Genomic DNA, 15,857 nt, shown 5'->3' with positions numbered 1-15,857 from the left:
GTACTTTTTGACCATTTTTATTGTAATGGTCAAAATAGGACTAACAGACAGTCCGGCAATAGAATCTGCCGGACTGATTTACAGTAACTGCAGGACTAACCCGTGAATCAGTAATCGCAGTGCGCTCTCATAATGGGGTTCCCCGATTTCTGCCTTATGCAGTGTCGCCATGTAGACGGCACGAAATGCCGCGCCGAATGCCTCTGCATCCACCCCTGTTTTTACAGGAAGCATGGAAAATAATTTTTCAAACATAGTGCTGTCATGTCCCAGATGTTCTTCCACAACACCCTTCGGCAGCTTACGCGCCAGAATCTCCAACTCATCAGAATTCAGTATCTTCAGAATGGGCGCCTCCGCAGCAATCCTGAATATCTGCAGGAGCATATCCGTCAGCTGATCCGCGGTAAGACTGTCCGGATCAACACTGCTGACTTTCCGGAAAATCTGCTGCTCAATCAGCTCATGCTGTTTCAGTATCACGTCAAACAACAGCAGTTCTTTAGATTTATAAAAGAGATAAAATGTCCCTTTGGGTATCTTAACACGCCTTACGATCTCATCCACCGTCGTATGCCGGACTCCGTATTGAACGAGGCATTTTTCAGCCTCCTCCTTCAGCCTTTTTATGATATCTTCTCTTTCCAGTTCCGAATAACATTTTGGCAAACAGGCCACCTCTTTTTTGACTAATTAATTGTATTTGGTCATTATATATCTGTTTTCAAATATTGTCAATACTTTTCCTCCACGACAAACATCTTCTCCAGATTATCCATATCTGAATTAAAGGAAACGCCGCATTTCTTATCATTTCTGATCATCAAAGCTTTCTCTCAGCGATACGATCCAATTTTCAATTGCCCCTGCCAGCAGATACTGCTGATGTAACACAGCCATTCCGGTTTTGGGAATGTCCGAAACAGGTTCTTTCAGACGTATATTTTCTTCCATGTATATTTTTAACGCTTTTACGTTGCTTTCTATATTCGTCAGGCATACTCTTTGTTCCTCAGGTGTCAGACTGTCCAGATTTACGATCACGGCGTTGAAATCCAGAAACATGCGGATCGGTTTCGATGCAGTCTCCAGCATCAGCTTTTCGAAACGTTTTTCTCCCTCATCCGTCAGAGTATAGACCGCCTTCTCCGCCATTTTACCCTCTTTTACCGTATTACTTTTGATATATCCCTTATCTTCCAGTTGAATCACTTTCTTATAAATTGAGGGTGTACTGATTTTTACCCACTTAGAGATATTTCGGTACTCAACCAGTTTTTGAATATCGTAGGCACTCAGTGATTCTTTCTTCAATATTCCTAATACAATCAAATCTATCGTTGCCATCGTGCCCTCCTACTTTGCTTGACATGTACTATAAATTATAGTACTATATAACTCGTTGTCAATATACTATAAATTATAGTACTATATTTTACACCTTAATCAAGAAAGGAGTACGACTTATGAAAGAACAGAACAAACGAATGGAACTGCTGGGAAGTGCCCCCATCCCAAAGGCACTTCTGGCAATGGGGCTTCCCGCTATGATCGGCATGATGGTCAATGCATTGTATAACCTCGCGGATGCATACTTTGTCGGGGGACTTGGGACGAGTCAGGTCGGTGCGATTACTGTCACTTTTCCACTTGGGCAGGTGATTGTGGGATTGGGCCTGTTATTCGGAAACGGTGCTGCGTCCTGCATCTCCCGATTATTAGGACGCGGCGAAAAGGCTGACGCCGACCGAATCGCAAGCACAGCCCTGTACAGCAGCCTGATCGTCGGAGCTGTGATCATTATACTTACCATGATCTTCCTGACTCCGATCCTGAAACTCCTGGGCGCAACTGAGAGTATCCTGCCTCACGCGTTAACATATGCGGGAATTTACATCATTTCGTCCATCTTTAGTATCTTTAATGTGACAATGAATAATATCGTGACAAGTGAGGGCGTTGCGAAGACTACGATGTGTGCACTGCTGACAGGCGCCGTTTTGAATATCATGCTGGATCCGTTCTTTATCTATGTTCTTAATCTGGGGATTATAGGTGCAGCAGTCGCCACCGCTATTTCACAGGCAGTCTCCACGCTGGTATACCTTGGTTATGTACTCACAAAAAAAAGTGTCTTCAGCTTCCATTTTAAAAAATGCTGTTTTTCCAGACAAGCATTATCAGAAATTCTGAAAATCGGGATTCCTACACTGGTATTTCAGCTGCTGACAAGTCTGTCGATTGCACTTGTCAATCTGCGTGCAGGAGAATACGGAGATTCTGTCATCGCCGGAATGGGTATCGTGACAAGAATCATATCGATGGGAAGCCTTATGGTATTTGGATTCATGAAAGGCTTCCAGCCAATCGCCGGATACAGCTATGGAGCAAAGAATTTTAAACGCCTGCACGAAGCTGTCAGAACCTCCATCATCTGGTCAACGGTATTCTGCGCCGTCTACGGAATCATCATGGCGGTATGTTCCGCCACAGTCATATCATGGTTTACCAAAGTAGATGCAGAAATGATCAATATCGGTCAAAAAGCACTGAGAGCAAACGGTGTATCCTTCCTGTTTTTTGGTTTTTATACCGTGTATTCCTCGCTTTTCCTTGCACTCGGAAAGGCAAAAGACGGTTTTATCCTGGGTGCATGCAGACAGGGAATCTGCTTCGTCCCTATCATTCTGATTTTTCCTATGATCTGGGGAATCAGAGGTGTTCTTTACGCACAGCCGACTGCTGACCTGATCTCTGCCATAATAGCAGCAGCGATGGCTGTACATCTTCATAACAGTTTTTTGATAAAACAGCAATAATTATTAAAAGACTTCAACAGAAATCGGATATAATAGTGGTGCGAAAGGAGAAGATATCATGCGGAACAAAAATATCCGGAAAATCATACCGGTGATTGACTATCTGGAGGCTCATCTGACAGAAAAGCCGGATCTGGAACGGGTGGCAAATGCGGCACATTATTCCAAGTATCATCTGCACCGCATGTTTGCCGATACGGTTGGCCTTACCATACATGAGTATCTGCAAAGAAGGCAGCTGACGGAAGCTGCAAAACTTCTGGTATTTTCAGATAAACCCATTCTGGACATCGCCCTGCTGGCAGGATATGACAGCCAGCAGGCGTTTACCAATATATTTACAGTCATGTACAAGATGCCCCCAAACAAATACAGGGAAAATGAAAAATTTTACCCGCTGCAGCTTAAGTTTGAATTGAAAGGAAGTGATCAGATGCTGAACCAGAAAGAAAAGACAGGCTGGGATATCCAGTTTGCCACAGAGAAGGACATCCCATGCTGGATGGAGCTGGTACGGCTTGTGATCGACGGTTTCCCGGGTCTGTTCGAAAATGACTATATCCCGATCCTGCGTGAAAAAATCCGTACAAAACAGGCGTTGATCTTAAAAGACGGCGATACAGCAATCGGAATCATGCTTTTCTCGTCTGAGACAGGAAGCATTGATTTTATGGGAAGCCATCCGCTCTGTCGAGGGCAGGGAATACCGCGGGCATTCCTTGATAAAGTTATGAAGGAATTACTGAAGGGAAAAGATATCAGCATCACCACGTTTCGGGAAGGTGACCGGGCGGATACCGGACACCGCAGAGAAATCAAGGGGCTTGGATTCGCGGAAGCCGAGTTGTTAATCGAATATGGGTATCCCACCCAGCGTTTTATTTTGCCAAAGGAGGACAACTATGAGTAATCAGAAAAAAAGCGGCAGTGCCATCCCGTTTCCTGACGAAATTGCCCATCTTGCCGGCATCACCCGCATGCTGGACGAGGCATTGGAGACTGCCGAGGCCGATGTGCAGCATGCGGATCGTGACTATATGGACGCCAAACGATACATGGCGGAATACCGCGGGGAAATCGATCCCAACGAGATGTTCCAGAATGAGCTGCTGCTCAGACAGACGGACCATACAGGTGCACTGGCTGTCAGAACCCGTGATATACTGGCAAAGCTGAGAGAGTCGCCGTATTTTGCCCGCATCGATTTTTCCGAAAATGGCAGTCTGCCTCCCGTCCCCTGTTACATCGGGCGCTTTACCTTCCGCCATAACAGTGAACTGCTTGTCTTCGACTGGCGCGCCCCTGTTTCCAGCATGTTTTACGATTATGAGACGGGTCCTGCCGGCTATGATTCCCCAATGGGACGTGTTGAGGGTATAATCACAAGAAAACGGCAGTTTAAGATCGCTGACGGCGTGATGGAGTACGCAATCGAAAGTTCTTCAAGTATACAGGATGATATCCTGCAAAAAGAACTTTCTCACACGTCCGATGAAAAAATGAAATCGATCATTGCCACCATACAGACAGAGCAAAACCAGATCATCCGGAATGAAAGCACAAAGACAATGATCATTCAGGGGGTAGCGGGATCCGGTAAAACATCGATTGCACTGCACCGGATTGCATTTCTCCTTTATCGTTTTAAAAACCAGCTGAAATCACAAAATGTGACCATCCTGTCGCCCAATAGAGTCTTCGGTGACTATATCTCAGGTGTAATCCCGGAACTCGGTGAGGAACCAATCTTTGAAATGGGGTTCACCGACATTGCAAGAGTACAGCTAAAACAAACTCTTGTTTTTGAGCCGGACAGAGACCCGATGGAACCGCATGATGAAAATTGGGCAAAAAGAGTGTGCTTTAAATCCACAGGGGAATTTGTCGTCCTGATGAACGCATACATAGAACAGCTTCCGAATCGTATCTTTAAACCGCGCGACTATTCCTTCGGCCGTTTCACGGCAGATGCCGGCTGGATTTCAAAACGCTTTTCTGCCTATCGCAGCTATCCTGTAAAACAGAGGCTCTCCATGACCGCGGATGACATCTATCACCGCTTTGAATCAGAAAACATCATGGAAGATGATCTGCCGAAACCCCGTACGATTTTGAAGAGCCTGACCGCTATGCTTACAGTTAAAAACTCTCTGGCTTTATATAAGGATTTTTACCGAAGCCTCAACCTCCCCCGGATGTTCGTGATGCCGGAGAAAAAAACACTGGAATGGGCAGATGTATTTCCATTCCTGTACATCCAGGCCGCTTTCGAAGGACTAAAGAAGAGTCCGATCACAAAGCATCTGGTCATAGATGAAATGCAGGATTATACCCCCATCCAGTACACAGTGATCAATCTGCTGTTTTCGTGCCCCAAGACGATACTGGGTGACTTCGGACAGTCCCTGAATCCACACCGGCGCCATACATTATCAGATCTCCGGCAAATCTATGATGGGGCTGAGTATGTAGAACTTAATCAAAGCTACCGCTCCACCTGCGAGATTATGACCTTTGCTAAATGTATCGGAGGTATTCACAAACTGAGCCCCATAGAACGACACGGTAACATCCCCGATGTGACTGCCTGTGCTGACAGGCAGGAGGAACTACAGATGATAGAAAAAGCAGTTCGCGATTTTATATCCGGAAATCATGCAACACTGGGCATTATCACCAAAACAGACAGGGAAGCCGGAGAGTTGTATGATGCCCTTCACCTTGTTGAACAGATACATCTTCTCACCCCGGACAGTACGAATTTCAAAAATGGTGTAACCATCACCTCCATACGGATGGCGAAAGGCCTCGAGTTTGATGAAGTCATAATACCTGATACTGACAGCCGTACATATGGCTCCGAATCTGACCGCAGCCTGCTCTATATTGCCTGCACAAGGGCAATGCATGACCTGACACTGCTGTATACGGGCATCCCCTCTCCGTTTATCGGGCAGACTTAAAAAACGGCGCAGCTGTTAAAAGATTATGATTTTTTTATAACAGGTATCCACACTTCAAACTGTGCGTTGTTTGGATCAGGATTCAGATAAACTTCGATGTCCGGCGCATTTCCGTATTCATAGCCGGAGGACGGGAGCCATTCTGTCACTATGCGCTGTTCCAGCTCCTGTATGGATCTATTCGTTCCCGATCCTGAGAAGATCGCCCATGTAGAGGCAGGCACCTCGTATTCTTCCAGCGATTCATCGATCGGCTGTGTGCTGGAGACAGCGATAAAATACCTCCACTCTTCCGCATCGCCGCAGGCACTGACTCCCAGAAGCCCCATCGGCTGCTGATTCATCACCCCTGCCAGTTTCGGCACCGTACCGTCGCTCGCCGCTTTCTCCCACATCTGTGGAACGACTGCAAAGTTCTTTTCAATTTCTCTGTGTAAAGGCTGCGATACTCCGACGATGCGAAAAGCCTCCTTTTTTTCAATGCGATATTCCATCTCTTCTGCTCCTTTGACTGTGATTTTAAAGCTGACAGGCGGATACGCCTTTACAGAACATCCGCCTCTGCGCACGGCAGAAGGCGCCGCCCCATGAACACTCTGAAACGCTCTGTTGAAAGCTGTCGGAGACGAATAACCATATTTCAGGGCAATATCTACGATCTTTTCATCACTGTTATTCAGTAAGTCCGCCGCTGCCAGTGACATCCGTCTTCGCCTGATGTATTCAGAGAGCGGCACCCCTGCCATATAAGCAAACATACGCTGAAAATGATATACCGAACAGCAGGCGCATTTCGCCGCTTCCGTATAATCCAGCTCCTCCGTAATGTGCTCTTCAATATAATTCATCGACTCATTTAAACGTTCTATCCAATCCATCCCGTCTGCTCCTTTTCATACCATTTATTTTAATCGTTTTACCCGGCTTTTTCCTCTCTTTTCCTGCACCAAAAAGAGAGCTGCTTCTATTATACCCGTCAAAAGTAAGATCAACAACCTGAAATATCTTACAGCCATCACAGCGCTTTTATTGTTGAATAATGTCAGTAAATAACGTATCATAAATAGTAAGAACAACTTTTTTAAATCCCCACAGACAAAAGAGGTGCCCGCATGTTCAGAAGCGCAGACACAGCCATGTTTACTGCAGAATCCAGGTTTATCACAATCCCTGGCCTCCTGTATGTAAGCAGGGTTGAAAAAGATGAATGGGCGATTACGCGCAGAGTCTCGCATGTACACGAACATGCAGAGATCGGTTTTATCCGGAGCGGATCTGCCGTTTTTATTATTGACGAAGAAGAATACCTCGTCTCAAAAGGTGATTTTTATATCTACAACAAGGGGACGATACATGATGAACAGCCGGAGAAATACACCCTGAGTGTTTACTGTGCCGGTATTTCACGTCTTGCACTTCCTCAACTTCCTCCAGACTGCATTTTGCCTTCAGATACATCCCCCGTCGTTCACTGCGCCGAATATTTTGATATGCTGGAACAGTTATTCAGCCACCTGTACGAATCACTCGATCATCAAACGGACGGAAGCAGAGAAACTGCATCCCATATGCTGATGACGATACTGTCACTGATCTTTCAAAAAACCGAGCATTCTGCGAAACGTCCTCCAGTCCGACCACATCCTCACGATGAACTCTGCATAAATGTCAAAACATTTATACATGAACACTACCTGGACGATATCTCTCTGCAGACGATCAGCAGCGCCGTCTGTATAAGCCCCTATTACATGTCTAGGGTCTTCAAAAAAGAAACCGGGTTCTCACCCATGGAATATGTCGAACGGCTGCGCCTTGGAAAAGCCCAGGTTCTCTTGATTCACACGGATATCCAGATCATTGAGATCGCACATCAGACCGGCTACAATAATCTCAGTACTTTCAATTATGCGTTTTCAAAGCTCTTCGGGATGTCCCCAAAGAAATTCAAAAAAGTTTACCGCGATTTATAGGCTCTCAGCCGCAAAAAGCGAAATGCAGCTACAAAAACTGCATTTCGCTTTTATTATACTATTGTAACAGTATCCGTCTGTCCCGAGGCATACGTCATGATTCTGTCCTCTGCCGCCTCCGCGTGCATGACCTCGCCCGTCACACGTCCTTCATACATGACGATAATGCGGTCACACAGAGAAATATTTTCAACCATCTCGGACGATACCATGACAATGCTCAGTCCCATCTTTGCCAGTGAATCTATGATCTTATAGATCTCCGTCTTAGTTCCCACATCAATCCCCTGTGTCGGTTCATCCAGAAACAAAATCCTGGGATTATTCATCAGCCATCTGGCTATGATCGCTTTCTGCTGATTTCCCCCGCTCAGCTTTGTAATCTTCTGTTCCAGTGTAGGTGTTTTGATGCTCAGTCTCGCTGCGTATTCTTTTACTTTCTCTTCTTCCATCTTCTTGCTGAGGAATCCCAGTTTTCCCCTGATATAGCGCAGATTCACGACGGAGACATTGGATTTGACAGACAGCTTTGAGAGTATTCCCTGCTGCTTTCTGCCCTCCGGCACGAGACCCATGCCGTTTTTAATGGCATCCAGTGTATTTTTGATGGGGACTTGTTTCCCGTCAACCTTAATAATTCCGCTTTCCCTCTTGTCCGCCCCAAACACACTCTGCAGCACCTCGCTTCTCCCTGCACCGACGAGACCGGTGATTCCGAGGATCTCACCCTCGTACAGTTTAAAATTCATATCAAAAACTTTCGTCGGTACATTCAGATTTTCAACTTCCAGTATCGGCTTTGCATGGGAATAATCCGTCATATAATGGTCTCTGACATATTTTTTGCTGTACTGCCTCCCTACCATCATCGTGATCATATCTTCCATCGTAGACTCCGCCGTTATGCAGGTGCCAATCTTACAACCGTCCCGAAAGACGGTAAATCTGTCACTGATACGCATAACTTCGTCCAACTTATGGGTGATAAACAGCATGGTTATTCCTTTGGACTTCAGTTCCTGCATGATCCCAAGCAGCCGATTGGCCTCTCCTGCAGTCAGCGACGAGGTTGGCTCATCAAGAATCAGAACCTTTGAATTCACAGACAGTGCCTTGGCGATTTCAACCTGCTGCTGCTGAGAAACATTTATGTCACGGACTTTTGTGTTCGGATCCATTCCGTCAAGTCCGACCTCGTGCAAATATTGGAGGCTGTCCCGAATCAGTTTGTTCTTATCAAGTAATCCCATCTTCCCCCTGGGCAGACGGGCCTGAAAAATATTTTCTGCAATGCTGAGCGCTCCGGACAACGACAGCTCCTGGTGTATCATGGCGATGCCAATACGCTGCGCATCCAGAGGATTCCTCAGCTTTACCTGCTGTCCGTCAAATTCTATGCTGCCCTCAGTGGGTGCATAGACTCCGGAAAGTATGTTCATCAAAGTCGATTTACCCGCGCCGTTCTCACCGACGATCGCGTGAATCTCGCCTTCGCGTATTTCCAAATCCACATTGTCCAGAGCCTTTACCCCTGGAAATTCCTTTGTGATTCCGCTGATTTTATAGATTTCTTTCTGACCCATACTGATCCTCCCGTAAGGTTTGTAAAATCAGTTTTTAATTTTATACATTTCTGGCAAATTGTTAGAAAATGTTTTATTTTTTTCTGCCGGTCCGCACACGGGACCGGCAGCAGCTAAATCTTTATTGCCTGTTATCTCGGAAAGTATTCTGCAACATTATCAGGAGTCACAACATCCAGATTTGTAAAGTCGTTGCCTTCCACTTCCGGCGTGCCTGTTACGAGCTGGTTGTATGCGAGGCATACAGGGTTTGCTCCCTGTGCGTAAGGATCCTGTCCGATCGTTGCCTGTACACTTCCATCGTAAAGAGCATCGATAACCTCTTCCATAAAGTCGAACATAACAACTTTAACTTCGCCCTTAATATTCATTTCGTCCAGAGCCTTTGTGACGCCCTGCTGACCGCCTGCTGTGATATAAATCGCAGCCAGATCAGGGTTTGCTGTCAGGAAGTCTTTTGTATAAGTGTATCCTTCGTCATTGGAGTCATGGTTTTCAACCTCTCCCACGATCTCAATCTCATCATACTTATCAAACACTTCCATCGCACCAAGACGACGGTCTTCGTGAGCCGGGACTGTAAAGTAACCGGTGATAATCGCTACTTTGCCTTTGCCGTCGATCAGTTCCGCAACTGTCTCGCCTGCTTTGACGCCTGCAGCATACAGATCCTGACCGGTAAAGCAAACTCTGCTGGAGTCTGCAACATCGGAGTTGAACGTATATACAGGTATCCCTGCAGCCGTAGCCCTGTCAACAGCCGGAATAATGGCCTCTGAGGTTCCGACCGTACAGATCGCATCGTACTGCATGGTCACGCAGTTATCGATTGCTTCTGCAAACAGCTGTCCGTCGTGCCCTTCGATCGTGACCATTTCTACGGTACAATTGTATGACGGATCCGCCATAAGCTGTGTGATCTCCTCAATACCGTTTACAACATCATACCAGAAAGAGTTGTTCATAACACAGAGTACTGCAATCTTGAACTCTTTTCCCGTATCGTTTGCCACAGGTTTGTGTGTCAGTTTGTCATAGATCGTTTGCAGATCTGCAGATAATGCCGCCGGCTCGGCCGTATCGCCGCCCGATGAGTCTGCTTCCCCTTCATTTTCCGTAGCTGCTGTATCAGCCTCATCGGCTGCATCATCTTCCGGGGCAGGCGTTTCCTCCGCTTTTTTCGCCTCACCGGACTTCGGGGGTTCTGCAGAACATCCTGCAAAACATGTCATCATAGCCATGACGATTGCCAGTACAAATGCCAGGTTTTTCTTCATTCTTTTTCCTCCTTCTTATTTGCCTTAAATGTATTTACAAGCCCCTGGGGGTATTGTACATTAGGTTATTTCCTGGGACTGCAGCCTACTTATCCTTCGCCTGCCTTGCAGACTCTTTTGCGATTCTTTCAGCGTTCTCTTTGTGTACCTTATCAGCGGAAGCTGTTCTGAAGCTGTCGAGTGCAACTGCTGCCACAATCACGATACCAATCACGATAGACTGCCAGTACGCGGATACGCCAAGCAGAACAAATGCATTTTTGAGGATACCCATAATGGCGGCACCGATCAGCGATCCCCAGACCGTTCCTTCACCGCCGCTCATGGCGACACCGCCGATGACAACGGCTGCGATAACATCCGTCTCATAGTTTTTTCCGAGTGCTGCATCTGCACTGCCCAGATTTCCTGCCACGATGATCCCGCAGAGCGCACATAAGGTGCTGGTGATAACGTATGTAAGACATTTCAGTTTATTAACCTTGATACCGGACAGTGTGGCGGCACGTTCATTATTCCCGATCGCATAGATATTGCGTCCTGTCAAAGTCTTCGTTGTAAACACGGTTCCCGCTACAACCGCCAGGAACATAACAATAACAGCAACCGGCACGGCTCCGATATATCCCCCGCCCAGCAGGGATAAGTAAGAATTGAAAAATATCGGACGGCCCTGTGTGAGCAGCAGTGTGGCGCCGGACAGTATTTTTCCCATTGCCAGCGTAACAATGAACGGAACGATGTTCAGCCTGGTCACAATCAGACCATTCACCAGACCAATCGCCGCCCCCATAAGCAGAATGACAATCAGGACTACGGGCCACGGCATATTTACTGCTTCCGAACTGAAATATGCACAGTAGCAGGCAGTGATGCCAACGACGTACCCTACGGACAGGTCAATGCCGCCGGAAATAATGATCAGACTCATTCCAACCGCAATGATTCCGTAGCGTGAAATCTGGTTCAGTACATTAAAGATGTTGGTAGGCGTCATGAACACCGGACTTGCAAAGCTCATTGCTATAATCAGTATTACCAGTGCAACAAATACGCTGAATTCCGAAGTACTTGTGATCCGTTTGATAAGAGGACGCTTCTGCGCCTTGAATTCTACAGTCTTATTTCCATCCATAATTTCTCCCTCACTCCTTGTACCCTGTTATTTATCCCCATTAAATTCATGAAGTGCATCGATCATGGCAACGATATTCTCACGCGGCGTGTTGCACTGGATGCAGTGGATGGCTCCAAAGATAAAACCGCCGTCTTTTGAAAATACCTCACAGCGTTTCAGAACCTGTTCTCTAACCTCTTCCGGCGTCCCGAACGGAAGAATTTTCTGCGTATCAACCCCTGCTCCCCAGAACAGCATGTTGTCTCCGTAGGCTTCTTTCAGTCTCTCAGGCTCCATACCTGCCGCTGAACACTGGACCGGATTCACAGAATCAAATCCGCTCTCAATCAACTGGGGAATTACATCGAATACCGCACCGCAGGTGTGTTTCAACGTTTTCCAGTTTGTGTTTTCATGTATCCAGTCATTCATCTTCCGGTAATACGGATGGTAATACTCATCATAGGTATCGGCTGAACACATACGTGATCTCTGATTACCCAGGTCGGTTCCGCATATAAACACGACGTCTGCGACGCTTCCCACGATTTCATTAAACTTTTTCCAGTTTTCAATTGCCATATCACTCTGGCGGTCAAATACTTCCGCCGTATATTCCGGATAAAGCAAAGGCGCTGTCATCCATCCGGTCACTGTCCGGATGCCTTTTGGGTCTTTCAGGCCCGGACCCGGGACGAACGCTGCATCTCCCAATGCAGATCCGCCCACGTCCAGCACTACCGCTCTCTTGCTGTCCCGGTATTTTTCCACTTCTCTGCGGTAATATTCCAACTCGGCCTCAGAAACCGCCTGATATTCTTCCAGGTTGTCTTCCACATTCATGTTGTCCTCATCAATCGGCTTCTGACGCTCGATGTTGTCAAAATAAAATCCGTTGGCAGGCATATGTCCGCTCGGCGGTGCGTTTCTGTCTCCCTGCGGATACACATACAGCCCGCCTTTTCCATCGTCACTGTACTCAAACCCTTCCGGAACAAGCAAATCTACGCCCATATACTCCATTTCTTTCCATTTTCCGGTATCCTTAAATCCAAACATGCCGCCATATGATTTGATGAATTCTACATCTACCCCCATGGCATCTTTCAGATCATCCTCAATCAGTCCAACCATGCTGAACACATCCCACGTCTTGATCGGGCGCTTTTCAAGTCCGTAATACTCCCGCAGTTTCGCCACGTTCGTCACATGCATCTGAGAACACGACATTCCCCCAATATCCATCGGCACTTTGTCCGGCTGTTTATGTGCAAACGCACACTTCACTCTCTCTTTTGATGTCATAATCGTAATTCCTCCCTTTTTGTAATATGTTTTTTACCGTGTCCGTACACGTTTATCTGTTAATTATATGCTGTGCATATTTAACACAGCATTATATATAATTTCAAATTAGTTTTTTGATTATTTATACTTTAATAATATCTTATCTGAAATATTTTCTCCACCGGATTATTGCCCCGGATTGTACAAAAACTACGCGAAAAACACTAGAATTCTGAATATTTTGCCCTCCTCTGTTTTTCCTGAACGCAAGTACGTGTTCGCACACGATTTCATGATATTTTTTTCTCTTTACAAATCGTAAAGAGAAAAATCTAAAGTGTATATTTCGTTGCAATATAAATATGCATATACACACATGTCTCGGCGGGACGTTTTCTCGTCAGCAAATATTTTCCTAAAATATCCACCCCCAGGTACCCCTGCTTATATGGCTCCTGGCACACCGTTGCAAAAATCACGTTTTCCTTCAGGTTCTTTTTGACAACATCCGTCATATCATACGTGACCACCCTGAGCACGCCGGCCAGCCCCAGCTCCTTGATCGCCCTCAATCCTCCTTCATGGCCTGCCCCCGCGAAACAGATTCCCATGAGTCCCGGATCCTCCTGCAATGCCTCCTTTATAAGCTGATAGGATGTCTCATCGTCCTCGTTGTTTTCAATGATTCTGCTCACTCTGATATTTTTGTAATCTTCCCTCAGTGTATCAAAGATTCCCTTTAGCCGCTGTGCGTGTGCCAATACCATCTGGGACCCAACTACCAGTATGACCCGCTCCTCTTTTCCGGAGTTCATCATTCCCAGCAGACCGGCGGCCGCCTTCCCGCTCTTCACATAGTCGCAGCCTACATACGCCAGTCTTCCCGAATCGTCTATATCTGTGTTAATGGTGACAACGGTTATTCCTTCCCGCTTCATTGCCTTCAGCTTCTCTGCAACCAGTTCTGAATAGACCGGCGTGATCACCAGTCCATCGATTCCCTCCTGCCGGAACTCATCCAGCTTTTTCAGCTGATCCTTCAGATCAAAACCTTTTGTAAACTTCACGGAACTTTTGACTTCAAATACTTTCAGTTCATCCAGCGCATCATGAATTCCCTCCAGAACTTCGTCAAAAAAAGGATTCCCTCCTGAGCACAGCAGAATTCCAATTTTTTTAGGAGTGTATCGCTTCGCCGCAAGTCCCTTTGCCGCAAGATCCGGCTGATATCCCAACTGCTCTGCAATCTCGATGACTCGTCTTGCCACTTCCGGGTTCACGCCCTTCCGGCGGTTTAGAGCCCTGTCAACGGTCCCTCTGGATACACCTGCTACTTCTGCAATCTTCTTAATCGTTATTTTCATTGTTCCTCCAACGTGTCCGCACACGTCTTGTATGAGTTCATTATATAATCTTTTTTGTTTTTTGACAATTGGTGTATGTCACAAAAATAATCCTGTTTTTTCAGGACTTTTTTCCATATTTCTCTCATCCCCCGTCTCAATCGATCTGAAAAATTCTGGCGGGATTATCGTACAGAAGTGCTTTGCCGATGCGGCATGCCTCCGTCTCATCAAACAGACCTTCCCCGACTTTCGCAGAAAGTACGGCAGCGATATTCTTTCTGGCAATATACTGATGTCCGTAAACCCCGTCAATCAGCATATAGTCTCCTCCGAAACCGCTGATCTTCGTATAGGAAAACAGCTCCAGCCACTCACTTAACGCCTTTCTGCTTGCCTCCGGCGATACGATATGCGCCCAGCACATGTCCACATAGACATTTGGAAACATCTTGCACAATGCACCAAGTTCACCCTGATACGGATACCCGATATGAAACAGATCAAATTTCATATTGGGATACTCCAGAAATATTTCGTTCAGATGCGACGGCCGGCTGTTGGAAAGAAGATTTCCGTTTCCCTCCTGTATACCGGTGTGTATCTGCATGATCATTCCCTTTTCCTGTGCAAGCCCGGTCATAAAACGAAACAGATAATTCGTGAGGACAGGATCACAGTAATATGTCTGCTCTTCCTTTTCTATGTACCCGCCCCCTGACCGGAGAAGTTTCAGAAAAGCGCTCTCTGCCTCCGTCCTTGTTGTCGGCTGGAAGTCAAGCGAACGCGAATATGCGATGCCAAGTTTCAATATGTGGCTGATTTCATCGTACTGATTCAGGCGGATCTCACACGCTCTCAGATAATCTTCAAATGAAGATATCGTGACTCCCGCAGCCTGCTCCAGCTCCTCCATATCCTTTCCTGTGCGCGGCTGTATCAGCTTATCAATCCTGTTTGCCGCGATGAAATATTCCCTGTCAAACTCTTCATTTCCCCAGGTATCCAGTATTGACACCCTGATGTTGGACTTCTCTTTCAGGACTTTTTGATAATGGCGTTCGCCAAAACCTTTTTGGTATGCGGCGTCCAAAGCCTCTATGGTCTCAGTACAGATGGCGTCAATCCCGTATATCTCCCTGACTGCAATCTGCAGGGACTGTCCATATCCGGTATGGCGGCAGACTTCCCAATATGGTTTCAGTATGTTCCATTTCTCCATAATGTTCAAAGAACTGCCCTTTAATGCGGCACACTCTTTTCTGGTCATTCCTGCACTCACCAGGTCCACATTGAAATAGTGCGCCAGAAATTCTGCAATCACGTCATTTTTCTCCCGGTTGTGCTCAAACGCCGGAAGGTGCTCATGTGTGTCAATAATCTGCAGCTGCATCACATAATCATATATTTCCTGTATCATACCGCATCCTCCTGTATGGATAATAGTTGTCCGTTTGATTTTTATTATAGAAAAGTTTTCATGTAAAATCCAGTA

At 46.4% G+C, this 15,857-nt stretch carries 13 protein-coding genes; 4 read left to right on the top strand and 9 right to left on the bottom strand.

The window, feature by feature from the left end:
* Window positions 1-78: 78 nt before the first annotated feature.
* Window positions 79-678 (bottom strand): TetR/AcrR family transcriptional regulator, encoded by a 600-nt coding sequence (locus NQ502_RS14720; RefSeq protein WP_242830283.1) that lies wholly within the window; start codon window positions 676-678, stop codon window positions 79-81.
* Between the two features lie 132 nt (window positions 679-810).
* The gene (locus NQ502_RS14715) at window positions 811-1,347 is read right to left on the bottom strand and encodes a PadR family transcriptional regulator (protein WP_028529371.1); all 537 of its coding nucleotides are present in this window, start codon (window positions 1,345-1,347) and stop codon (window positions 811-813) included.
* Between the two features lie 119 nt (window positions 1,348-1,466).
* Between NQ502_RS14715 and NQ502_RS14710 the strand changes: the two genes are divergently transcribed.
* The 3 genes from NQ502_RS14710 to NQ502_RS14700 are packed head-to-tail and all read left to right on the top strand — an operon-like array spanning window position 1,467 to window position 5,782.
* The gene (locus NQ502_RS14710) at window positions 1,467-2,819 is read left to right on the top strand and encodes an MATE family efflux transporter (RefSeq protein ID WP_028529370.1); all 1,353 of its coding nucleotides are present in this window, start codon (window positions 1,467-1,469) and stop codon (window positions 2,817-2,819) included.
* Between the two features lie 58 nt (window positions 2,820-2,877).
* On the top strand, window positions 2,878-3,729 hold the full coding sequence (locus NQ502_RS14705) for a helix-turn-helix domain-containing protein (RefSeq protein WP_028529369.1): 852 nt from the start codon (window positions 2,878-2,880) through the stop codon (window positions 3,727-3,729).
* Window positions 3,722-5,782 carry a HelD family protein gene (locus NQ502_RS14700; protein ID WP_028529368.1) on the top strand — a complete coding sequence of 687 codons (2,061 nt, stop codon included), beginning with the start codon at window positions 3,722-3,724 and terminating at the stop codon, window positions 5,780-5,782. Before NQ502_RS14705 ends, NQ502_RS14700 begins: the two co-directional genes overlap by 8 nt.
* A gap of 23 nt (window positions 5,783-5,805) precedes the next feature.
* Here the strand turns inward: NQ502_RS14700 and NQ502_RS14695 are convergent, their stop codons facing one another.
* Window positions 5,806-6,660: an AraC family transcriptional regulator gene (locus NQ502_RS14695; RefSeq protein WP_028529367.1), complete on the bottom strand. Its 855-nt coding sequence runs from the start codon at window positions 6,658-6,660 to the stop codon at window positions 5,806-5,808.
* A gap of 234 nt (window positions 6,661-6,894) precedes the next feature.
* Here NQ502_RS14695 and NQ502_RS14690 point away from each other — a divergent pair, with 234 nt between their 5' ends.
* Window positions 6,895-7,755, top strand: coding sequence for a helix-turn-helix transcriptional regulator (locus tag NQ502_RS14690; RefSeq protein WP_028529366.1), 861 nt, complete (start codon window positions 6,895-6,897; stop codon window positions 7,753-7,755).
* A 53-nt stretch (window positions 7,756-7,808) separates the two neighbouring features.
* Here the strand turns inward: NQ502_RS14690 and NQ502_RS14685 are convergent, their stop codons facing one another.
* The 6 genes from NQ502_RS14685 to NQ502_RS14660 all read right to left on the bottom strand — a co-directional run bounded on the left by NQ502_RS14685 (window position 7,809) and on the right by NQ502_RS14660 (window position 15,782).
* Window positions 7,809-9,338, bottom strand: coding sequence for a sugar ABC transporter ATP-binding protein (locus NQ502_RS14685; RefSeq protein ID WP_028529365.1), 1,530 nt, complete (start codon window positions 9,336-9,338; stop codon window positions 7,809-7,811).
* Between the two features lie 131 nt (window positions 9,339-9,469).
* Entirely contained in the window at window positions 9,470-10,615 is a 1,146-nt protein-coding gene (locus NQ502_RS14680; RefSeq protein WP_028529364.1) for a sugar ABC transporter substrate-binding protein, read from the bottom strand.
* An 85-nt stretch (window positions 10,616-10,700) separates the two neighbouring features.
* Window positions 10,701-11,750 (bottom strand): ABC transporter permease, encoded by a 1,050-nt coding sequence (locus tag NQ502_RS14675; protein WP_049898275.1) that lies wholly within the window; start codon window positions 11,748-11,750, stop codon window positions 10,701-10,703.
* A gap of 27 nt (window positions 11,751-11,777) precedes the next feature.
* The gene (locus NQ502_RS14670) at window positions 11,778-13,037 is read right to left on the bottom strand and encodes a uroporphyrinogen decarboxylase family protein (protein WP_044983402.1); all 1,260 of its coding nucleotides are present in this window, start codon (window positions 13,035-13,037) and stop codon (window positions 11,778-11,780) included.
* Between the two features lie 314 nt (window positions 13,038-13,351).
* Window positions 13,352-14,383, bottom strand: a complete 1,032-nt coding sequence (locus NQ502_RS14665) for a LacI family DNA-binding transcriptional regulator (protein WP_044983401.1) — start codon at window positions 14,381-14,383, stop codon at window positions 13,352-13,354.
* Window positions 14,384-14,519: 136 nt separating this feature from the next.
* A complete protein-coding gene (locus NQ502_RS14660) occupies window positions 14,520-15,782 on the bottom strand; it encodes an amidohydrolase family protein (protein ID WP_044983400.1) in 1,263 nt (420 codons plus the stop codon).
* Between the last annotated feature and the right edge of the window lie 75 nt (window positions 15,783-15,857).

The organism is Ruminococcus gauvreauii (genome assembly GCF_025151995.1).
Taxonomy (GTDB): domain Bacteria; phylum Bacillota; class Clostridia; order Lachnospirales; family Lachnospiraceae; genus Ruminococcus_G; species Ruminococcus_G gauvreauii.
This window is presented reverse-complemented; position numbering and strand designations above follow the sequence as displayed.